19 protein-coding genes are annotated in these 22,534 nt (G+C 45.7%); 3 read left to right on the top strand and 16 right to left on the bottom strand.

What is annotated here, in order from left to right; translation table 11 throughout:
* Positions 1-232 precede the first annotated feature (232 nt).
* Both C1S74_RS15770 and aqpZ read left to right on the top strand, forming a co-directional pair.
* Positions 233-1,492, top strand: coding sequence for an amino acid permease (locus tag C1S74_RS15770; RefSeq protein ID WP_045398006.1), 1,260 nt, complete (start codon positions 233-235; stop codon positions 1,490-1,492).
* Between the two features lie 215 nt (positions 1,493-1,707).
* Positions 1,708-2,406, top strand: a complete 699-nt coding sequence (aqpZ, locus tag C1S74_RS15765) for an aquaporin Z (RefSeq protein WP_045397899.1) — start codon at positions 1,708-1,710, stop codon at positions 2,404-2,406.
* A 53-nt stretch (positions 2,407-2,459) separates the two neighbouring features.
* Here the strand turns inward: aqpZ and recR are convergent, their stop codons facing one another.
* From recR to C1S74_RS15730, 7 genes are all read right to left on the bottom strand, one after another.
* Entirely contained in the window at positions 2,460-3,059 is a 600-nt protein-coding gene (recR, locus tag C1S74_RS15760; RefSeq protein WP_038871307.1) for a recombination mediator RecR, read from the bottom strand.
* 30 nt (positions 3,060-3,089) lie between these two features.
* The gene (locus C1S74_RS15755; RefSeq protein ID WP_005380618.1) at positions 3,090-3,419 is read right to left on the bottom strand and encodes a YbaB/EbfC family nucleoid-associated protein; all 330 of its coding nucleotides are present in this window, start codon (positions 3,417-3,419) and stop codon (positions 3,090-3,092) included.
* 82 nt (positions 3,420-3,501) lie between these two features.
* On the bottom strand, positions 3,502-5,673 hold the full coding sequence (gene dnaX / locus C1S74_RS15750; protein WP_045397896.1) for a DNA polymerase III subunit gamma/tau: 2,172 nt from the start codon (positions 5,671-5,673) through the stop codon (positions 3,502-3,504).
* 8 nt (positions 5,674-5,681) lie between these two features.
* A complete protein-coding gene (gene apt, locus C1S74_RS15745) occupies positions 5,682-6,227 on the bottom strand; it encodes an adenine phosphoribosyltransferase (RefSeq protein WP_038871311.1) in 546 nt (181 codons plus the stop codon).
* 166 nt (positions 6,228-6,393) lie between these two features.
* Positions 6,394-6,741 carry a YbaN family protein gene (locus tag C1S74_RS15740; protein ID WP_045397894.1) on the bottom strand — a complete coding sequence of 116 codons (348 nt, stop codon included), beginning with the start codon at positions 6,739-6,741 and terminating at the stop codon, positions 6,394-6,396.
* Positions 6,742-6,813: 72 nt separating this feature from the next.
* Positions 6,814-6,945 carry a hypothetical protein gene (locus tag C1S74_RS26980; protein WP_005380608.1) on the bottom strand — a complete coding sequence of 44 codons (132 nt, stop codon included), beginning with the start codon at positions 6,943-6,945 and terminating at the stop codon, positions 6,814-6,816.
* A gap of 253 nt (positions 6,946-7,198) precedes the next feature.
* Entirely contained in the window at positions 7,199-8,305 is a 1,107-nt protein-coding gene (locus C1S74_RS15730) for a response regulator (RefSeq protein ID WP_045397891.1), read from the bottom strand.
* Between the two features lie 284 nt (positions 8,306-8,589).
* Between C1S74_RS15730 and C1S74_RS15725 the strand changes: the two genes are divergently transcribed.
* Positions 8,590-9,465 carry a LysR family transcriptional regulator gene (locus tag C1S74_RS15725; RefSeq protein WP_045397888.1) on the top strand — a complete coding sequence of 292 codons (876 nt, stop codon included), beginning with the start codon at positions 8,590-8,592 and terminating at the stop codon, positions 9,463-9,465.
* Between the two features lie 69 nt (positions 9,466-9,534).
* On the opposite strand, the gene purF is transcribed toward C1S74_RS15725, so the two are convergent.
* The 9 genes from purF to C1S74_RS15680 all read right to left on the bottom strand — a co-directional run bounded on the left by purF (position 9,535) and on the right by C1S74_RS15680 (position 22,399).
* Positions 9,535-11,049, bottom strand: a complete 1,515-nt coding sequence (gene purF, locus C1S74_RS15720; protein WP_038871321.1) for an amidophosphoribosyltransferase — start codon at positions 11,047-11,049, stop codon at positions 9,535-9,537.
* A 36-nt stretch (positions 11,050-11,085) separates the two neighbouring features.
* Entirely contained in the window at positions 11,086-11,577 is a 492-nt protein-coding gene (locus C1S74_RS15715) for a CvpA family protein (protein ID WP_005432921.1), read from the bottom strand.
* Positions 11,578-11,638: 61 nt separating this feature from the next.
* Complete coding sequence (locus tag C1S74_RS15710) at positions 11,639-12,232, bottom strand: SPOR domain-containing protein (protein ID WP_038871324.1); 594 nt, start codon at positions 12,230-12,232, stop codon at positions 11,639-11,641.
* Between the two features lie 14 nt (positions 12,233-12,246).
* On the bottom strand, positions 12,247-13,509 hold the full coding sequence (folC, locus tag C1S74_RS15705; RefSeq protein WP_038871327.1) for a bifunctional tetrahydrofolate synthase/dihydrofolate synthase: 1,263 nt from the start codon (positions 13,507-13,509) through the stop codon (positions 12,247-12,249).
* Between the two features lie 46 nt (positions 13,510-13,555).
* The gene (gene accD, locus C1S74_RS15700) at positions 13,556-14,482 is read right to left on the bottom strand and encodes an acetyl-CoA carboxylase, carboxyltransferase subunit beta (RefSeq protein WP_045397886.1); all 927 of its coding nucleotides are present in this window, start codon (positions 14,480-14,482) and stop codon (positions 13,556-13,558) included.
* Positions 14,483-14,677: 195 nt separating this feature from the next.
* Positions 14,678-15,472: a tRNA pseudouridine(38-40) synthase TruA gene (gene truA / locus C1S74_RS15695; RefSeq protein WP_045397883.1), complete on the bottom strand. Its 795-nt coding sequence runs from the start codon at positions 15,470-15,472 to the stop codon at positions 14,678-14,680.
* 90 nt (positions 15,473-15,562) lie between these two features.
* Positions 15,563-20,056: a FimV/HubP family polar landmark protein gene (locus C1S74_RS15690; RefSeq protein ID WP_045397880.1), complete on the bottom strand. Its 4,494-nt coding sequence runs from the start codon at positions 20,054-20,056 to the stop codon at positions 15,563-15,565.
* A gap of 199 nt (positions 20,057-20,255) precedes the next feature.
* Complete coding sequence (locus C1S74_RS15685) at positions 20,256-21,269, bottom strand: aspartate-semialdehyde dehydrogenase (protein ID WP_042606339.1); 1,014 nt, start codon at positions 21,267-21,269, stop codon at positions 20,256-20,258.
* Complete coding sequence (locus C1S74_RS15680) at positions 21,266-22,399, bottom strand: 4-phosphoerythronate dehydrogenase (protein ID WP_038878786.1); 1,134 nt, start codon at positions 22,397-22,399, stop codon at positions 21,266-21,268. Before C1S74_RS15680 ends, C1S74_RS15685 begins: the two co-directional genes overlap by 4 nt.
* Between the last annotated feature and the right edge of the window lie 135 nt (positions 22,400-22,534).

Raw genomic sequence — 22,534 nt, 5'->3', positions numbered from 1 at the left:
GAGCAAAACAACCACACCAGATCACACAAATCGATCTTTTTTCAGATTTTATTGAGTATTTTTGTCGAGATCTCAAATTTATCTGAATATTCCACAAAAAAATTGTTGTTAATCTTTTTCTCAAATAGATTTGAGAAAAATTCATACCAACAAAGAGAAAACGACAATGAGCGTTACTGTACCTACACAAACTCTTCCAATAACTAAAGAACCACCTCACGTTAAAGCCGGAATGACAGCCACAGAATGGAAAGCGGCGACTAAATTTGATAGCACTGACTGGGGCTGGGTAATCATGAGCATCGGCATGGCAATCGGTGCTGGTATTGTTTTTCTTCCAGTAAAGGTGGGCGTACTTGGCATATGGGTATTTCTTGCCTCCGCGGTGATTGGCTACCCAGCGATGTACTTGTTCCAACGCCTATTTATTAACACGCTTTCCACCTCTCCGAAGTGTCAAGACTATGCGGGGGTTATTTCTGGCTACCTTGGCAATAAATGGGGCGCATTGTTAGGAGTGCTCTACTTCATCATGTTGGTAATTTGGGTATTCGTATACTCGACAGCAATCAATAATGACTCAGCCTCTTTCCTACACAGCTTTGGTATCACTGAGGGGCTGTTGTCGGAAAACCCGTTGTATGGTCTAGCATTGGTTTGCGCTTTGGTGGCAATCGCTTCGCGTGGTGAGAAGGTCCTATTTAAGGTCAGCACCGGATTAGTATTGGTAAAACTTTGTACCGTAGCACTGCTAGGCTTCATGATGATTGAAAAATGGGATCTGGCGAATGTAGGTAGCGTCCCAACAGCGGGTGCTGGCCTAAAAGACGCGATTGAGCTGCTGCCGTTCACCCTCACTTCTATTTTGTTTATTCAAAGCTTGAGTCCGATGGTGATCTCTTACCGTTCGAAAGAGAAGTCTATTGAAGTTGCCCGTTTTAAAGCGATGCGCGCCATGAATATCGCTTTTGGCATTTTATTTGTGACCGTGTTTTTCTACGCGATTTCTTTCACGTTGGCGATGTCTCATGAACAAGCAGTCCGTGCAGCAAACGAGAACATATCTGCGCTTGCGATGGTAGCACAAGGCATGGACGGCACGACGCTTAAACTGCTTAGCCTGATGTTGAACATCTTTTCTGTAATGACAGCCTTCTTTGGTGTTTACCTTGGCTTCCGTGATTCTTGCCAAGGTCTTGCGATGTTGGCATTGAAAAAAGTGATGCCTGAAGAGCAAATCAACAAAGATCTCGTGACGAAGGGCATCATTCTATTCGCGGTTTTGATGGCGTGGGGCGCTATCGTACTCAATCTACCGGTTCTGAGCTTCACTTCGGTTTGTAGCCCTATCTTTGGTTTGATTGGCTGTTTGATTCCTGCCTACTTGGTGTATCAAGTGCCTTCTCTACATAAATATAAAGGTGCTTCACTATACCTAATCATCGCTACAGGTATCTTGTTGTGTATCTCACCATTTATTGCTTTTAGCTAACGCTTCTTCTCGCCTCGGTTATCAATATCTATAACGATAGCCGAGGTTTTCCTTTGAACTCATCCACCTACCCTCTCCCTACCCATTTCGTTTCATATATGAGACAGAAACGCGCATATCTGGCATTTTGGTTAATTTCCGTGCTTAAGCTCACACTTTTCTGACAATTCTCTACTATGTTCAGCGGGTAATCTAAATCCGCAATAGGAAACAATATGAATAAATACATGGCAGAGGTTTTTGGTACTTTTTGGTTAGTGCTTGGTGGCTGTGGTAGTGCAGTGTTAGCGGCTGGCTTCCCTGATGTCGGCATTGGCTTGTTGGGCGTTTCTTTGGCGTTCGGTCTTACCGTACTTACAATGGCATTTGCTATTGGCCATATCTCAGGTTGTCACCTAAACCCAGCAGTAACTATCGGTCTATGGGCCGGTGGTCGTTTCGAGACTAAAGACGTTGTGCCTTACATCATCGCGCAAGTTATCGGTGGTGTGATTGCGGGTGGTGTACTTTACGTAATCGCAACAGGTCAGGCAGGATTTGACGTTGTTGGTTCTGGCTTTGCCGCGAACGGTTACGGCGCGCATTCTCCAGGCCAATACTCTATGGTTGCTGCTTTAGTGACTGAAGTTGTGATGACAATGATGTTCCTAATCGTGATCATGGGTGCGACAGACAAACGCGCACCACAAGGTTTTGCACCTATCGCGATCGGTCTATGTTTGACTCTTATCCACCTAATCAGCATCCCTGTGACAAACACATCGGTTAACCCAGCGCGTAGTACTGGTGTTGCGGTATTTGTTGGCGACTGGGCGGTTTCTCAGCTTTGGCTATTCTGGGTAGCACCAATCGTTGGTGGTATTCTAGGTGCACTTATCTACAAGAATCTTCTTGGTAAAGAATCAAACGATTAATCGTTTCTCGAACCTCAAGATCAAAAAAGCCGCTAATTTTAGCGGCTTTTTTATTAAATCTTGTGTCGACCTAAAAGCGAGTGTGACAAAGTTGTCCCATCGACGAGCTCAAGCTCGCCACCCACTGGTACACCGTGCGCGATACGGCTTGCATCCACTTGGTGTTCTTTACACAGCTCCGCGATGTAATGCGCTGTTGCTTCCCCTTCAACCGTTGGATTGGTTGCAAGAATCACTTCAGAAACATCACCGCGACGCAGGCGGTAGTCCAGTACATCAAGACCAATATCACTTGGACCAATTCCGTCCAATGGTGATAAGTGCCCCATTAGTACAAAGTATCGACCCGAGTATTGACCTGTCGCTTCCACTGCCGCGATGTCTGCTGGACTTTCTACTACACAAATTTGGCCATTTTCTTGGCGCTTTGGGTTCGTACAAATGTGGCAAACATCTTCTTCAGTGAAGGTACGGCACTCGGTGCAATGACCAATTTCTGTCATTGACTGACTCAGCGCATCTGCCAGTTGCAGACCGCCTTTTCTATCACGCTGTAACAAATGAAAGGCCATACGCTGCGCCGACTTGGGGCCAACCCCAGGTAGACAACGTAAGGCCTCCATCAATTGTTCCAGCATATGACTGGTACGCATTGAAAATCCGCTTAGTTAGAATTCAGCAGATTAGAATGGCATTTTCATACCTGGTGGTAGTTGCATACCGCCAGTTACTGAAGCCATTTTCTCTTTTTGAGTTTCTTCAACGCGACGTGCTGCATCGTTGAATGCCGCAGCGATAAGATCTTCTAGCATCTCTTTGTCGTCTTCCATTAGACTCTCGTCAATATCAACACGACGCACACTGTGACTACCAGTGATTGTAACTTTAACTAGACCAGCACCAGACTCGCCAGTTACTTCCATATTCGCGATTTCTTCTTGAAGCTTTTGCATGCGATCTTGCATTTGCTGGGCTTGCTTCATTAGGTTGCCCATACCGCCTTTACCAAACATGTTTATCTCTCTGGTTTAATTAGGTGTTGCATCTGTTAATGGGGTTTTCACTGAACGTTTTCAACCCCATTCCGTTCAAAATTTAGATAGGTCTTACACTATCTTTATCGAGCTCTGCAGCGAATCGACGTTCGATGAACTGAACATGCGGATCGTTTTCTAAACTGTTCAGAGCTTGTTGCAATTTTTCTTGATACAGCCTGTCTCTAAGCTCAAGGGGTGTCTCACCGTTTTCGCCCACATCAATACTAAGATGGCACTCTTGTTCTAACACGCCATTTAAAGCGTTCAACAGCTCGCTTTGCGCTCTGTCGGTATTCAAGTGTGCCTGACTGCCTCTTAATTGTAGCGAAACTGTCGAGCCTTCTTTGCTGTAATGCGAATTTAGTGCAAGTTGCTCCACCAGCTTTGGCGTATTCATTAAGCTGATCAGCTTTGCCCACTCACTGCTTTCCAATGATTCATCGACAAGCTTTTGCGCCATTTCTGGCGTCTTTTCGTGCTCAAGTGCTTTCTTGAGCTGCGTAGGTGTCAGTTGCGTATTCGTTTTTGTTTCAACCGGTTGCTTGGTTGGACGCCAACGATATGCTTCATCCTCAACGGCAGCTTGTTCCGCTTGAGAAGAGGATGGTAGCGACACCTGCGCGGAATTGCCATGCAATTGCGCTAGACGGTCAATGACCGACTCTTTTTGAGCAGATGTCGCGTTAGGCTTTTTTGGGCCACCATTTTGCGTCGTCGCCTGTTGCTGACCCTGGCGTTGCGAACGCAATTGATGACGAAGACCACTCAAATTACCTCGAGCAGGCGCTGGCGCGTTCTCTGGCATAGGTTGAGCTTGTTGAGGAACCTGCTGTGTAGGCGCAGGATTCTCACTCATTGGTGGTGCCATGTCATACTGTGGCGGAGCCATATCATAACCACCTTGATACTCAGGTTGGTATGATGGTGCTTCATTTGTCGGCTGCTGCGCTGCCTGAGACAGCGGTTGTGACGCCATATTCGGCGCTAACTGGCTTGGTCTAGGCTGACTTTGCGTTTGCTGTACAGGTGCTTGCTGAACTGGCGCTTGCGGTTTTGCCACCGATGCTGCTTGTGTTTGCATTGCACTTTGCGCTGGCAAGCCTTGTGGCTGCGATGAGGTTGAAATCACGCTTGCGCTATTACTTGCCGATGGACGAAATGCCATCATGCGCAAAACAATCATTTCCATCCCAACGCGTCCGTTTGGTGACAGCGTTAGGTCCTCACGGCCTTTTAAAGCAATTTGATAATAAAGCTGCACGTCTTGAGGCGTAAGCGCTTTACTCAATAATTCGATTTTTTCAGCATCAGGTTGAGTCTGATCCAAGGTCGATGGCAGAGCTTGGTACATCGCAACACGATGAAGCTGCGATGCCAATTGCTGTAGCAATCCATCCCACTCTACACCGTTTGATGCAAGTTGTTGGATTTTGTCCATCGCCTGTTGCGGCTGCTTACTGCTGACTGATTCCAGCAAATGAATCGCTTGGTCAGTATCAATCGTTCCAAGCATGTGGCTAACGATATCGGTTTGAATCGTGCCGCTGCCTAGGGCGATAGCTTGGTCAGTTAAGCTCAGTGCATCACGCATACTGCCATCTGCAGCGTGCGAGATCATGCCAAGTGCTCTTGCTTCTGCGGAGACTTGTTCTTTTTCCAGAATATGGTCAAGTTGCTGATGAATGTCATCAACACTGATTGGCTTAAGGTGGAACTGTAAACAGCGCGACAGAATCGTCACTGGCAGTTTTTGTGGATCCGTCGTAGCCAACAAGAACTTCACATACTCTGGCGGCTCTTCCAGCGTTTTTAACAGCGCATTGAAAGAGTGACGCGAAAGCATGTGTACCTCATCAATGAGGTACACTTTAAAACGCCCGCGAGCGGGCTTGTATTGAACGTTGTCTAATAGTTCACGAGTGTCTTCAACTTTAGTACGAGAAGCCGCGTCGATCTCTAGTAGGTCAACAAAGCGACCTTCATCAATCTCACGACAAGTATCACACTCACCACAAGGGTTAGCGGTAATACCTGTTTCACAGTTCAGGCCCTTAGCAAACAGTCGGCCAATCGATGTTTTACCAACGCCTCGCGTGCCGCTGAAGAGGTACGCATGGTGTAAGCGATTTTGCGCCAACGCGTTTTCCAGAGCCGTAAGGACATGGCTTTGCCCTACGACTTGGTCAAACTTATTCGGACGCCATTTTCGCGCTAAAGCTAAATAACTCATTGAATGTATTAGTGTCCTTCAAACTCGCAAATGCTGTATACGTTCAGACCTAGACCTTCTAGGCGCTTATCACCACCAATTTCTGGTAGGTTGATAACGAATGCAGCGTGCTCTACTTCACCGCCTAGTTGACGGATAAGCTTTGTTGTTGCTTCGATCGTACCGCCCGTCGCAAGTAGATCATCTACAACCAATACTTTATCGCCTTCTACGATCGCATCAGTATGAATTTCTAGCGTATCAACACCATATTCAAGCTCGTATGATTGAGCCACAGTAGGACGAGGCAGTTTACCTGGCTTACGCACAGGGACAAAACCAACACCCAGTTCTAGTGCTAGTGGTGCACCAAACAAGAAACCACGAGCTTCTGTACCCACAACTTTCGTGAAACCCATATCTTTGTAGCGCTCAACCAAAAGATTGATTGTCGCTTGATACGCTTTCGCGTCTTCAAGAAGGCTGGTTACGTCGCGGAAAAGAATGCCTGGTTTCGGGTAATCTTCGATGCTTTTGATGCTAGATTTGATCAGTGAGATTGTTTCTGTAGTCATAATACCGATTTACTTAGATTGGCTCATCACCCTCTGTTCTAATCGCAGTATATATGAGGGCAACAAACAATAGGTTTTCATCACTATGTGCTTACTTTCGTAAAAGTCACAAGCGCTGAAAATACAAACGCCCACTCGAAGAGCGGGCACACTATTCTCTACAATCTTAGTGATTTTCTTCTCGGTCAGCAACCAACTCAGTCACAGGGAGACGCATAAACCAACTCAGTAAAATGATTAGCATCACTAAAAGCGCAATTTTTACCCAAACCATTGGAGCGACAATGATGGAGAAAGTAAAACTGAGTACGATGAAGACCGCGCCACGTTGTTTCACTTTGCGTGTGACTGCTCGGTGTTTATGCCAGTTTTCGAGTAAAGGTCCAAACGTTTTATGTTCATGTAGCCAACGATGAAACGCAGGGCTGCCTCGCATGAAACAGGCACTCGCTAAAAGAATAAAAGGCGTGGTAGGAAGAAGAGGAAGAACGATGCCGGCAATGCCAAGCAGCATGCAGAGTCCACCAGCTATATTGAAAAGGTAACGCTTAATACGAATGGTGGACTCCAATAAACTAACGCTAAATTAAAAGCCCGCGTAACCATTCATTACACGAAGCCAGGTTAACGTTGCAGGTAAAGTTGGGATCAAAAGGACTGCAATGAAACCTAAAAAGTAAAAAATATTATAAGGCTCTTTAAAATCTTTGTCTGCCATGATGTTTCTTCTCACTAGAGTTGAGTTGACTTCGCTTCCCCCACCTTACATCGTTAAATTATCGTTGCATAAATGGGTCATTATTGTTTTAAGCGATGACTATACCTTAAACAATTAGTGCTAAACACCAACAAAAAGTAGGGTTATAAAGCGAAGTATCATTAGTTCGAAACCAAGCAGGCAGCTAGAAATAAAAAAGTAGCGTAACGGACGCTGCTTTTGTTGATGTGTTTACGTTTATATCTGCCAGTCGTTATATCAATCGATTCAAACGAACCATATTTAGACTGAAGCTAGATGTACCAAGACAGGCAATTGAAAGCTGCCCGTTAGTACTGATAGGTAAATCTCGAGTGATGAAGTTTTTCATACTACCATCACCCAACGAGTTACCCGCAGCTATGTGTTGATTTGAGTGTCCATCTGACCACTGGCTATCTAGACCTGCTGGTAATATAGAGACACAAGACGAAGCAAGATCAGCGACACCAAAGACAGCGTTTACTGCTCCCGTGCTATCAGAGCATTGAATACCTTTCTCAATAATTTCGATCATATCCTTAAGATCTGCGCTAAAGCTCTTTAAGTTACGTAAGTAATCATCAAACAATGCGCGTACAAGCAGCGTTGTTGCTACACCGTCATGCTCTAACGACGCCGAATCGACCAAGTAAAATGCAAATTGTCCATTCATTAACCATCGGTAATCAAATACCAAAGGCATAACATCGGTCGATTGCAATAAACGATAAGAACATTTCCAATCGCCTTGTGATGCGTCTTTTTCTGGTAATAAGGCGTGAAGCAAGTCTCTTGCTGCACTTGGATGTTTTTGCAGGTACTCCAAATGCCAATGCAACTCTTGGTCGTCTGGCATTTCCCCTCCGTCATCAACCCTAAACCATTGGCTCGTAAAGTCTCTATTGTCGGAATAATGGCAGTCTGATTCCTCAAGCGTGTTATCAATTGCTTGAGATAGATGTTGATAATTTCCTATCGGTTTAGGTAGGAAGTCTTTAATCCCAAAACGAAGCGCCTTCGCGACGTCCGACATTTCATCCGTTCCAGACACAACAATCAATGGCATCGACGGATACTCTAAACTGACTTCCTCGACAAATTCTATCCCGTCTAACACGGGCATGGATAAATCACATAAGACCAAGTCAGGTTGGGATTCCCTCAGTTGTTGAAGCGCCTCTAGACCATTTTCAGCTTCGACTACCTTAAAACCCTGACTTTCCAAATAGGCATTAGTTATTCGACGAAATATTGGGTCATCGTCCACCAACATGATGAGTTTTTGATTGACCACTTCCTGCGCCGAGACCATTGCCGTTTGACTGTGAGTCTTAAACATACCTTTGCACCTCACAAAGCTCAGTCAAAAAACAAATTTATAAGTTATTATTTTTGTTGTATTCACATCTTACGAAACGTTATGCAGCAAGACATCAGGCCCTTTCACCTTGTTATAAACCGTAGCCTGAAATTGACGTTTATACAAATATTCCATGGTCTATCAGTATTTACTCGGGGAGCCTTGCTGTGTTCAAATGACGCAACATGTTGACTTAAAGCAAGCTTTGATCACAAAGTTAATTATAAATTAGCCATAAACGGTAGTTTAATGTGTCTGGAAATATGAAATTAGATGATCTAAACCTGTTTCGATTGGTTGTCGAAAATGGGAGCTATACCGCAACTTCGCGAAAAACCATGATTCCGGTGGCAACCATCACCCGACGCATTCAAGCGCTAGAAGACTCTGTCAATCTTCGATTGCTGAACCGTCACGCGCGTAAGCTTTCTCTGACCGAGGCCGGAGAACGTTTTTACCATGAGTGCTCACCTCTTCTGCAACGCCTAACATCGACAGCTGAGGAGATTACAGATGACTGTCGCGGCGCATCGGGCAAGATCAAAATCTCTGCACCGTACAACCTGACAAAGCGCATGATGATGCCAATGTTCAATGGGTTCATGAAACAGTACCCTGACATTAACATCGAGCTAACGACGGAAAGCAACGCCGATCAACTTGATCCTACCGAGTGGGATGTCATCTTCCGTGTTGGACCACAGCGTGATTCAAGTTTAATCGCACGTAAAATTGGTGAAGTAAAAGATATTCTGGTCGCAAGCCCTGACTATCTAGCGGCTAACCCAGCACCAAACCACGCTGAAGAGCTTTCTAACCACTCTCTGCTAAAGGGCTACCCACTGATCAAGTGGACGCTAATTAACAGCAAAGGTGAGTCTGTTGTGAACGTAGACCGCGGTCGTTTTCAAGCAAATGCACTGAACGTAGTGCGTAGCTCTTGCTCGGAAGGTTTGGGGATTACTTTAATGCCTGACGTGATGATCAAAGAATATATTGAAAGTGGCGATTTACTGCGCGTACTGCCAGATTGGAGTGCTAACCCGCGCGACATCTACATGCTTTACAACCACAAAGACCATCTCCCTGAGAAAGTGCGCCTTTTTATCGACTTCGTGATCGCTTACAACATTCACTAAACTCGATAGCAGATACAAAAAACCAGAGCGTGAGCTCTGGTTTTTTTATGTCTTGGATTTCCGGGCAGATTAAGCGCCTTCGTTATGCAGTTCTAGATTAGCAAGATCTTGCTGAATTTCTGCTTGTGTCTTCGCATCATCGTTGCGTAAACCATCAAGGAAATCGAGGTATTGTTGGTCGATATCACCCGTCACATATTCACCGTTAAATACTGATGTATCGAACTGAGTGATGTCTTGATTGCCTAAACCAACTGCTTCAACCAAATCATCCAAGCGTTGGTAAATAAGCGCGTCAGCACCAATTTGCTTACAGATGGTTTCGTTATCACGGCCATGAGCAATCAGCTCTGTTGCACTTGGCATATCGATACCGTAAACGTTCGGGAAACGTACCTCTGGTGCAGCTGAAACCATGAACACCTTGTTCGCACCCGAGTCACGAGCCATCTCAATGATCTGCTCTGATGTTGTACCGCGAACAATAGAGTCATCCACAAGCAGAACATTCTTACCTTTGAACTCAGAACGAATCGCGTTTAGTTTGCGGCGCACCGATTTCTTACGCTGTTGTTGACCCGGCATAATGAAAGTACGACCTACGTAACGGTTTTTCACAAAGCCTTGACGGTAAGGTTTATCAATAGCTTGGGCAATTTGTAGAGCAATATCGCAAGACGTTTCAGGAATTGGAATAACCACGTCGATATCCAATTCTGCGTAATCTTCACGAATACGCTCACCAAGCTTTTTACCCATCTCAACACGAGCACTGTAAACAGAAATCTTGTCGATGAAAGAGTCCGGACGTGCAAAGTAAACGAATTCAAAGATACACGGATTCAGTTTTGGATTGTCGCCACATTGTTTGGTAAATAGTTCACCATCAAACGTTGCGTAAATCGCTTCACCAGGCGCTACATCGCGAACAAAATCAAAACCAACGGCATCTAACGCCACTGACTCTGACGCCACCATGTATTCTGTTCTTCCGTTCACTTCACGCTTACCTAAGCATAAAGGGCGGATACCATGTGGATCGCGAAATGCAATCATACCGTGGCCAATAATCATCGCAGCAACAGCATAAGCACCACGGATCGTACGGTGAACATTCGTAACCGCACGGAAGACATCGTCAGCTGTCACATTGCCTTTTACTGTATCGATTTCGTGAGCGAGTACATTCAGAAGCACTTCAGAATCTGAAGTCGTATTGATATGACGGCGGTCTTTTTCAAACAGTTTTTGACGAACTTCATGAGCGTTAGTCAAATTACCATTGTGGGCAAGTGTAATACCGAAAGGAGAGTTTACGTAGAAAGGTTGAGCTTCAGAGGCACTTGAACTGCCTGCGGTTGGGTAACGAACATGACCGATACCAACCTCACCTTGTAAGCGTTGCATGTGTCTTGCTTCGAACACATCCTTCACTAAACCGTTCGCCTTACGCAGACGAAAACGATTGCTTTCTATGGTACAAATACCAGCGGCATCTTGGCCACGATGCTGTAACACCGTTAACGCGTCATAAATAGACTGGTTTACAGGCGTTGTGCCCACGATTCCAACAATACCACACATGTCCTAATCCTCGATTTGCGACAGTAGCTGGCACTACTAGATAGTGCCAGACAGAAAACTTGATGTTGCTTTTAAGTGCTCGAAGAATGGGGCGATGATACGGCTGAACTCTGGGACCAACTGTGACTCTTTCCACCAATCCGAGCTTGGGAATGCAGTAAACGCATCCATAAAAAACAGCACCGCAGAAACAATCAGTACTCCGCGTAAACCACCAAACACCACACCGAGAATTCGATCGGTTCCTGATAGCCCTGTTTTTTGTACCAGTTGACCAATGACGTAATTCACCACTGCACCAACCACTAAGGTAGCGACGAATAACGCCGCTATTGCGGCTCCGTTACGAAACATTTCATCTTCGATGTTGGTGAAATACACCGCCAATTTGGCGTAGTAATTACTGGAGATAAAAAATGCTCCAAACCAAATCACCAAAGACAAAGCTTCTTTAGCAAAACCGCGAACTAAACTGATCAGAGCTGAAAATCCGATCACACCTAAAATGACAAAATCTAACCAATTCATGTTTTCTTCATCTTAAGTTGGCGCGCATTTTAACAGAAAAAATGCTGACGCAAACGTTTTCTTATGGATTTAATGGCTTAAATTTAAGCAATTGACCTTTTGAGCCTGTAATTTTTTGTAATTCCTTGACCTGTCGTTCAAGTTTACTTTTTGACACATCAGGGCCAACAATCACTCGAGTAAAGGCTGTCTCTTTTTTTACATGAGCTTGGTAGCCACGCTTCTGAAGATCCTCTACAAGTGCAACCGCATTTTCATGATTTTTTAGTGCCATCAACTGAATGATCCAGGCTGAATCTTCATATTGATTTTTTTCTTCAACCGGACGAACGGCAACTTCAACCTGTTCAGGTTGTTTGACTTCTTCTGGCTGAGAAACTGACTCTGGTTCTGGCTGAGAAACCGCGACTTGAGGCTCTTGAGATTCATTCACTGTTGCAGTTACCGGAGATTCCGGTAATGAAACGTCGTCTTCAACAGGCTCTAGTATTTCGAAGTTCTCCACATCGCTATCAAGTTCAGGTTTGATAGGAATACTGGCAAACTCTTCTTTATAGTGCAGTTTCTTACCATCCAGTACGTCTGGAAGTACGATGACCCCCACCGCCACTAGAATGATGGTGCCGACTAAACGACTTTGAAATTTACTTGCCATCAAATTACCTTTGATTACTCATTATTTGATTGCCAATACTCCAACACTTCACCCACTGTGTGGAATGAACCCACCACCAAAATGACATCATCATGAGCCGCATGAGTTTTCGCGCTCTCAAATGCCTCTACTGGAGTTTGGAACTGAATCTGCCCTTCGGGTAAATATTGACATAACTCGTCGGCAGTTGCCGCGCGAGGGCCAGTCAGTGATGCTGGGTACCATTGGGTTGCAATTGGCGCTAATACTTCAATTGTTGCCTTGATGTCTTTATCGTGCAGCATTGCCACCACGACATGGATGTTTTTATTCACGTATTGGTGCTTCACCTTCTCTACCAAGTATTCTGCAGAGTGAGGATTGTGCGCCACATCAAGCACAATGTCTGGTTCCGTTTGCAAAACCTGCATTCGGCCAGCTAGGCGAGCATTATTCAAGCCATTAACGATATTAATGTCAGTGATTTGCAATTCTGAAGCGCCAAGTGCCATCAGAGCAGTTGCTGCATTCGGTAAGGGCAGAGAAGGCAATGGAAGGTCGTCTAGGCCAAACGCTCCACTGGTCCACTTCCAACCTTTCTCAGTCAATTGGTAATCGAACTGGATGCCAACTTGGAAGAACTCAGCTTGAATGTCATCAGCGTGCGCAGCAACGGTTGCTGGCGGCGTCGGTTGGCCACAAATCGCAGGTTTACCAGTACGGTAGATACCCGCTTTCTCAAAGCCAATTACATTGATGTCATCACCTAGCCAATCCACATGGTCGATAGCCAAGCTGGTAATAACAGAGACATCATGATCTACGACATTTGTTGCATCTAATCGACCACCAAGGCCAACTTCTAACAACACCACGTCCACTTTTTCAACTTGGAAAATACGAAGTGCAGCCAACGTACCGAATTCAAACAAGCTTAGGCTAATATCACCACGTTGTTGCTCGATATAATCGAATGCTTCGCAGTGTGTACGATCTTCTGCATCTACGCCGTTAATACGAACACGCTCGTTGTAGCGAATAAGGTGAGGTGAACTGTAAACTCCGACTGAGTAGCCGGCATCTAATAGAATCGCTTCCATCAACGCGCACGTCGAACCCTTGCCATTGGTGCCGGCAACAGTAATCACAGTAGGGGCTGGTTTGGTGAGGTTGGCTTTTTTCGCTACCGCTTGAACGCGGTCTAAGCCGAGGTCGATAGCTGATGTGTGGAGATTTGTTAAATAATCAAGCCACATCGTTAGAGTGGATGTGGCTTGAGGAATTGCGTTTTGTGTCATCTAACTTTAACCATTAATTTCTTTGGTTTTTATGTTAGTTGATACTTTACCCTTTTTCGTCCACTTCTGGTACAGAATATGGCTCTTCATTTGGAGATTCGTTAACGGAAACCACCATCGGAGACTTGTGGTTAGTCATCTTAGCGATCAGACCACCCACACGTTGACGCATTTCACGACGGTCAACGATCATGTCAATCGCACCGTGCTCTAGCAGGAACTCACTACGCTGGAAGCCTTCAGGAAGATCTTCGCGTACTGTTTGCTCGATTACACGACGGCCAGCGAAACCGATCAATGCTTTAGGTTCACCAATGTTGATGTCACCTAGCATCGCCAAACTTGCCGATACACCACCCATTGTTGGGTCAGTCAGTACCGAAATGAATGGTAGACCTTTTTCTGACAAACGCTCAAGCGCTGCACTGGTTTTCGCCATTTGCATTAGAGACATTAACGCCTCTTGCATACGCGCACCACCACTTGCAGAGAAACACACCAGTGCACAATTGTTTTCAATTGCGGCGTCAACTGCTTTCACGAAACGAGCACCAACAACGGAACCCATTGAACCACCCATGAAAGAGAATTCAAACGCACACGCTACCAATGGCATACCAAGCAGTTCACCCTGCATAACCACCAATGCGTCTTTCTCGCCACTGTTCTTTTGAGCAGCAGAGATACGCTCTTTGTAGCGCTTAGAATCTTTAAATTTCAGTTTGTCCTGTGGCTCAAGCTCTGTGCCTAGCTCTACGCGCTCACCTTCATCTAAGAATGTTTCTAGACGACGACGCGCTTTCATGCGCATGTGGTGATTACACTTAGGACAAACTTCTAGGTTACGCTCAAGTTCAGCATGGTAAAGAACCTGCTCACAAGAGGTACATTTCGTCCACACGCCTTCAGGGATAGAAGCTTTGCGTGAACTTACTAGGTTGCTTTTTTCTAAAATCTTTTCAAGCCAACTCATGGAAGACCTTTTCTCTCAATTCTTCCGCTTCATTGCGAAAGATATAAATTCGGAATATTGCGGATGGATTAAAACATATCTTGCCGCGACTGTAGATAAAAAACTGGTTGTACCTATTTTTGATATCATTAATAACGCATAGTTTCTGCGCATTTCCAGTCTAAACTACCGATAATTTGAAACAAATTCGCAAATTTAGTTCAAATTATCCGGTAAAAATAGCGGGCCGATCGGCACTTGTGGTAATCCAAACGCTTCTGGGTAGTCCACATCAACCAAATACAAACCTTCAGCCTTGGCCGTTGCACCCGCTAATTTACGGTCTTTTGCTTCTAAAAGTGACTTGATCCATTCAGGCGTTTCTTCGCCACGACCCACTTTAATCAAACTGCCTGTAATGTTACGCACCATGTGGTGAACAAAAGCGTTCGCTTTAATATCGATAATGACGTAATCACCATGTCGAGTCACGTTCAAGTGCATCATATTTCGACATGGGCTCAACGATTGGCAATGTGCTGCACGAAATGAACTGAAGTCATTCTCACCAAGCAAGTATTGCCCTGCTTCGTGCATTTTCTTTTCATCCAAGTCACCGTGATAATGGCTCACACCGGAATTTAAGATGCCTGGACGCAATGCGTGATTGAAGATAATGTAGCGGTAACGACGCGCCGTCGCTGAGAATCGTGCATGGAAGTCATCAGGTACTTCTACCGCCCAGCGGACAGCGATATCACTTGGCATGTTCGCATTTGCGCCCATTGTCCAAGCAACCATTTTTCGATTTACGTTGGTGTCGAAGTGAACAACTTGTCCTGTGCCGTGTACACCAGCATCGGTACGACCAGCGCACTGAACTTCTACAGGGTGATTTGCTACTACAGAAAGTGCTTTTTCCAGCGCTTCTTGGACACTTTTCACTTCTCTTTGGCGTTGCCAACCAAAGTAATTTGTACCGTTATACTCGATACCTAATGCGATTCTCATTTTAACCTTCGAACTCTAAAATGGGGCGGGAAGTATATACGTAAGTCCTTCCAGATACAAAAATGGGCAGCATTTGCTACCCATTTTTCTTTATCGACCGTTAATGGCGTCGATAAGCCCTTTCGCTTCACGGCGAATATCATCTTCACCGTAGACGATGGCCTCTTCTAGCAATTTGATCGCCCCTTGAGGATCGTTCATTTCTAGATAGATTTTTGCTAAATCAAGCTTACCTGCGGCTTCTGCGTTGGTATCTACATCCACATCACCGATGTCACCAATCACATCAGGGAACTCATTCAAACCAACATCGAGCTTTAATTCTTGCTCTTCGAAGTCACCGCCATTTTTATCCACTTGAGCCATCAACTCATCAATCGTCATGAATTGATTTTTCTTCGGGTCGAAATCGGTCAGATCATCCTGCTCACCCCAGTTTTCCTGAGCGATTTCTGGTTGCGCAAGTGCTTCTGTCGAGCTCCAAACGTCTCTTTGATCTTCTGGGACTTCCGTTGTTGACGCCGCGCTGTCTGGTGACAGTTTAAAACCATCCCAGTCATCACCCACATCCAGCATGGTTTCGAAATCCATACCCGCACTTGCGATGGTGTCATTGTCCAATTTTCCATCAAACACTTCTGAGTCTGCGTTTTCTGACAACAGGTTCGCCATTGCAGATTCTTCAAAATCATTGAGTTCAGACTCTAAGTCTGCTTGTGCTTCGGGCTCAGGCTCGGGCTCGACACTGAAAGCCTCTGGCTGCGCGAATACATCAAACAAAGCATCATGGTCATTATCTGATTGAATAACAGTTTGAGACGCTTCAGGGTGCTTTACAGGCGTTTCTAGTTCTGCATCGCCCATTGAAGCCAATGCATCTTCTTCATTGAACTCTGGCAAGTCCAGATCATCAAAGTTGAACTCCTCATCGCTCGCCATGCCGGCGGCTGGCTGTGAAGTTTCTGCTTCTGACAATCTTGGCTCGTCAGCCATTGATGCAAGAGCATCTTCTTCGCTGAACTCCGGAAAGTCGAACTCTTCATCTTCAGCCGCTGGCTCAATCGCCGCAGTTTCTGGTTCAGCGGTTTCAGATTCAGCTAACTCTGGCTCTTGCACCATTGACGTTAGTGCATCTTCTTCGTTGAACTCCGGAAGCTCTAAATCATCAAAATTGAACTCTTCCTCTTCAGCCGTTGGCTCATTCGCCGCAGTTTCTGGGTCAGTAGTTTCAGATTCAGCTAACTCTGGCTCTTGCGCCATTGACGTTAGTGCATCTTCTTCGCTGAACTCAGGAAGCTCTAGATCATCGAAGTTGAACTCTTCCTCTTTAGCCGTTGGCTCATTCGCCGCAGTTTCTGGTTCAGCAGTTTCAGATTCAGCTAACTCTGGCTCTTGCGCCATTGACGCTAGTGCATCTTCTTCGTCGAACTCCGGAAGGTCTAGATCATCGAAGTTGAATTCTTCGTCTTCGGCCGTCGGCTCAATCGCCGCAGTTTCTGATTCAGCGGTTTCAGATTCAGCTAACTCTGGCTCTTGCGCCATTGACGTTAGTGCATCTTCTTCACTGAACTCCGGAAGCTCTAAATCATCAAAATTGAACTCTTCTTCTTCAGCCGTTGGCTCATTCGCCGCAGTTTCTGGGTCAGCGGTTTCAGATTCAGCTAACTCTGGCTCTTGTGCCATTGATGTTAGTGCATCTTCTTCGTTGAACTCCGGAAGATCCAGATCATCGAAGTTGAACTCTTCGTCTTCGGTAGCTGTCTTAGTTGAACTTGCCGCTACAGGTTCTTGTTCCGTCTTCGTCTCAGGCTCTATGTCATCAACAAGCCAGTCTTCTTCTTGCGGAATACCAAATTCATTTTCGACGGTGTTTGGCGTCGGAGTGAACGCGGGCTCTTCTTCTGCTTTGCTGAGTGGTGTTTCAACGTCTGAGTCCGCTTTTTCTAAGATCGCATCTTGCGGTTCTGATTCGATAGAAGGTTCTTGAATCAACTCAGGTTCAAAATCTAACTCATCTTCTTCTGTCGCTTGCTCACTAATAAGCGCATCCAGTTCCGCAGCGAAATCGGCGCGCTCTTGCTCTGCTTGTTTCAGATCGTCTTCATTAGATTCAAACAACTCATCCAATTCCGACATCAAAGGATCATGCTCTGGGATTGAATCTTCTAAATCACCAAAGAAATCCTCTCTGTCAAAATCTTCAACGGTTTGTTCTAGTGCTGATTCAGCCTCTGATTCGCGGCTCAACGCATCTACTTTCGGCTCAACCTCTGGTTGGTTCTCATTCAGTAATGCATCGATATCTAAGCCTGAATCCAGACCAAGCGCCTTTTCATCTTCTAATTCAGAAGCAGATTTAACCTGTTGTTGAGTTTCAGCAGGTTGAGTCGCTTCTGGCTCAAGATCATCAAAACCTAACGAGGCCAATAAGTCATCGTCACTCTGCTGTGCACTCGCGATTTCTGGCTCATCATCTTCACGAATCAAATCATCGAACGGGTCAACGTCCGCAGGCTCTTGTTCGTCTATTGTTTCATCGTCGCTGTCATCAAGTAGCTCATCCAACAAATCGACGCTGTTTTCATCGAGATCTTCTAATGCGTCATCGCCCTCAAAACCAGACAGTTTCTCTAGTTCATCAAGTGGATCAAAATCATCGTCAGATGCATCCTCATCATCAAAACCAATCAACTCGTCAAGCAAATCTGTGCTGTCTTCATCAATGGGAGGTTCTTCACTCAAGCCTGCAATGTCTTCTAGATCGTCAAGAGGATCTCGCTCATTGATTGATTCACCTTCGTCGTCACCCATCAACTCATCGAGGAGTTCTGATGCATCATCCTGCTCTAAATCTGAATCAGACAGACCAGACAATGATTCTAGTTCATCAAGTAGTGAGTCATCGGCATCCGCACTTGCTGGCTGTTCATACTGAGCAAGCAGTTTATCGATGTCATCGTCGGTTGCTTCACCAGCGGAGAAAGCACTCTCTGACACTTGAGATGGCTTCTCGTCCTCAACATCAAGATTGAGGTCGTCACCATCAAAGTCAGCAAATAGGTCATCAAGCATGGCTTGATCAACCGCGTCACTTTGTAACTCTTCAGATGGGTCGTCAGCCGAGAGTAACTCGGCAAACGCATCATCCGACATCACATCAGCGTTATCTTCATCAGAAAGATCGAAACCGACTTCATCGTCATCATCCAAAACTTCAAGCTCTGGAGAGACTTCATCAAGTGCACGCTCCATCTCTTCAAGACCGAGCGCTTTTTCTTCGCCGTTTACTTTTATGCCATTGCTTGAAGAGTCAAATTCATCGAAGCCAACGTCGAGATCGCCATCATCCCCAATCCCCGCGAATGGGTCTTCGCCATCATCCCCTTCGAGGTTGAAGTCGAGATCGTCGTCATCCAGATTAGCAAAGACATCCTCTTCTTCTGGCTGCGCTTCTTCTTGGCCGAATAGTTGTTCCGTGTCGTCATCGTCACCAAACAAATCGTCGTCTAGACTTAATTCTTCATCCAACTCATCTGCCGCTGCCAATCCGATTGGCGCAGCAAGTGGATCAACACTTTGCTGTTCTTGCGCAGCAGCTTCTTCCTCTTTCACTTTAGAGCGACGACCAAGCAACATGACGATTAACATGGCAATCAATGCACCTGGAATAAGTGCTGCAAGGCCTACTAGCCAACCGTTAGACAGAACTTTGTCCATCGTACTTGGCTGCATTCGTTGCTGCTCTGCAAGACGCTGACGTTCTTCCGCTAGCAGTTTTTCAACTTCAGAGCGAATTCGTTCTTCATCGTTGAGCGAAGTTTTAAGCGTTGCGACCTCGCTCTGCACTTCAGACAGCATCAAACGTAAACGATGGTTCTTCTCTTCGAGAGAGTCCAACTCACTTTGTGAGCCTTGCAGTTTATCTTTAAGTGCTGTTACTTGTTTCTCACCTTCCGGTGAAGTCACGACTTCAGGTACGGGGGTCGTAGACTCAACCGGCTTGATTGGTTCTGGCTTTGCCAATTCCGGTTTAGACGGTTCAATTCGAGCAACTTCTGGCTTAGGTTGAGGTTTCGTAACTTCAGCCGTAGGCTTTGGTGTTTCCGGTTTTGGCTTAACAGGCGATGTTTTTGCTGGTTTTTGTTGAGCTAATCGAACTTCATGAGCATTCATCACGGCAATCGCCTGAGGCGTGGTAGCACTCTGAACTTGCTCTAATGAAGGCACGCGAAGTCGGCTGCCCGGGATCAATTCATGAATATTCTGGTTATCAAACGCTTGAGGGTTGATTCGGTAAATGGCGAGAAGCGTCTGTTGAACAGAAACATTACGAGAAGGTCGCAATTGAGAAGCAATCGACCACAAAGTCTCGTTTTTATTCGTCGGACCATAAAAGCGCGACGGTTGGTTATTTTCAGGCGGAGCAGGTAACGCTCGCTCAATCTCCTCAGCGTAGCTAGGAGACGTTTGCACTTCACCAGAGGGTCCTACAAGTCGAATTCCTTCGGCTTGAACCACTGACGATGTCTGAGTCGCGCTCATCAACACAAGGGCTGCTAACAAACGCTTATAATTTTGACGCATAGAAGGCTCAGTTTGGTGCTAGAAACAATTTGAAATGGTGATCGGTTAAATATATCGGATAACACACGCAAAACTATAGCTTTGAGGGCAAAAAATGTGTGGCTCTCACCATATTCGTACTAATCTCACACAAATTTACGCCGTTCGAACAAAAAAGCCTCGCAGTGTGCGAGGCTTTGGATTCATTCGTCAGCGTGGCTTAGTAGTAATCGCGAATCAAAACTTCAGCAATTTGTACGGCGTTTGTCGCTGCACCTTTGCGTACGTTATCAGCAACTACCCATAGGTTTACACCACTGTGATGACTAATATCATTGCGAATACGACCAACCATTACGTGGTCTTTGCCGCCTGCATCACGCACTTGTGTTGGGAAATCTTCACCGTGGAACACTTCGATGCCATCCGTTTGCTCAAGCAGGTTAACCACTTCTTGTGCATCGATTGGTGAACGAGTTTCAACATGTAATGCTTCTGCATGACCGTAAAATACCGGAACGCGTACACACGTTGGGTTTACAGTGATTGATGGGTCGTTAAAGATCTTTTGCGTCTCCCACACCATTTTCATTTCTTCTTTGGTGTAGCCGTTTTCCATCATCTGGTCGATTTGTGGAATACAGTTAAACGCGATCTGTTGAGAAAATTCTTTCTTGTCCGCAGGAAGACCATTCAGTAGTTTCGCAGTCTGACCTGCAAGCTCATCAATACCAGCTTTACCTGCACCAGACACTGATTGGTAAGTTGAAACGTTGATACGCTCAATACCAACAGCATCGTGAATAGGCTTTAGTGCCACTAGCATCTGGATGGTTGAACAGTTCGGGTTCGCAATGATGTTACGGTTACGGAACTCAGCAATTGCTTCTGGGTTAACTTCTGGCACCACCAAAGGAATGTCGTATTCGTAGCGGAAATGAGACGTGTTGTCGATCACGATAACGCCTTCGTCTGCGGCAACTGACGCCCATTTAGCAGACAACTCGCCACCAGCTGAAAACAACGCAATATGCGCTTGAGACCAATCAAACTCTTCTACGTTTTGAACGCGGATTGTTTTACCGTTGAAGCGGTAAGTCTTACCTTCACTGCGTTCACTTGCCAACAGGAAGATTTCGCCTACTGGGAATTTGCGCTCTTGAAGCACTTCCAAAATTGTTTCACCGACCGCGCCGGTCGCACCTAATACGGCAACATTGTATTGCTGGCTCATTGACTTACCTCAACCTGAAAACCTAGTTCTGCTAATGGTGCAAGATTGCATGTTTCGTTACCCACTAGCGTGACAGCGCTGTATTCGCGGCGATCCCAGTAGTTTTTACGCATCAGGTCAAAAGAGCCTGGCTTACTGATTTCGCGGCGGAAAAGAGCGTCATCTTTACGCACATCATAGATTAACTGCGTGATGTTGTGCAGCGTTGCTTCATCCCATGCTCTGTCCAATACCATTGTAGGAACAGGCGCGGTCGGCAGTAAATCGCTGGCATGCGCACGTAATTCGTTATTTAAGAACTCACAGTAGCTGTTGAAAATCATCGTCGTACCGCGAGCTTTCCCCTCCAGACCATAGCCTGCAACGTGAGGGGTTGCGAATGCTAGCAGAGGCAGAAGCTCCATATCAACCTCTGGTTCAAATTCAAATACATCTAATGCCGCCGTGAAGCCATCGTTTTTCATTAAACGTTGCTTCAATGCTTGGTTGTCCACAACAGGACCGCGTGCCGCATTGATAAGAATTTGATCGCAACGAAGACCATTTAACACCTTATCATCAATCAAATGATGCGTTGGGTGTAGGCCATCTTTGGTAATAGGTGTGTGCAGCGTGATGACGTCAGAACGTTCGATCAACTCTGCTAGCGGAGTAAAACTGCGAGAATCTCCCTCTTCTTGCTTGAATGGGTCGTTGATGAGCACGTTAATGCCCATACCTTTCAAACATTTCTCAAGGTAGCTACCCACTTGACCCGCACCGATGATGCCAACAGTTTTATCGAAAACAGAGAAGCCTTGCTGTTGGGAAAGTACCATCATGACGCTGAACGCATACTCAGCAACGCCGACTTTGTTACAGCCTGGTGCTGCGGTGAAGAAAATACCTTTCTCTTTTAGAAGCGCTTGGTCAACATGATCCATGCCCGCCGTCGCCGTGCCAACGAACTTCAGCTTATTTGCTTTGCTGATCAGTTCTGCGTTTACTTTGGTGACTGAGCGAATCATTAGCGCATCTACATCCACTAAATCATCGGCTGTCAGTGTACGACCGGGTTTTAGAATCACTTCACCGAGTTGGCTGAATAGCTCTTCAGCGTACGGCATATTTTCATCAACAATAATTTTCATAGCGCCAGCGTTTAACATCCATTTGTATGAGTTCGTTTATTCGCAAGATGCGAAGCTAAAGCGATTGTGCCCTTTTCTTGAAAAATCTCAACAACTATACCTAAGTGACTTTCAAAAGCAGGTTTCAGAAAAGAA

This window comes from Vibrio hyugaensis, from assembly GCF_002906655.1.
Lineage (GTDB): Bacteria > Pseudomonadota > Gammaproteobacteria > Enterobacterales > Vibrionaceae > Vibrio > Vibrio hyugaensis.
The sequence above is the reverse complement of the archived record's forward strand: the minus strand, read 5'-3'. Positions and strand labels throughout refer to the sequence as shown.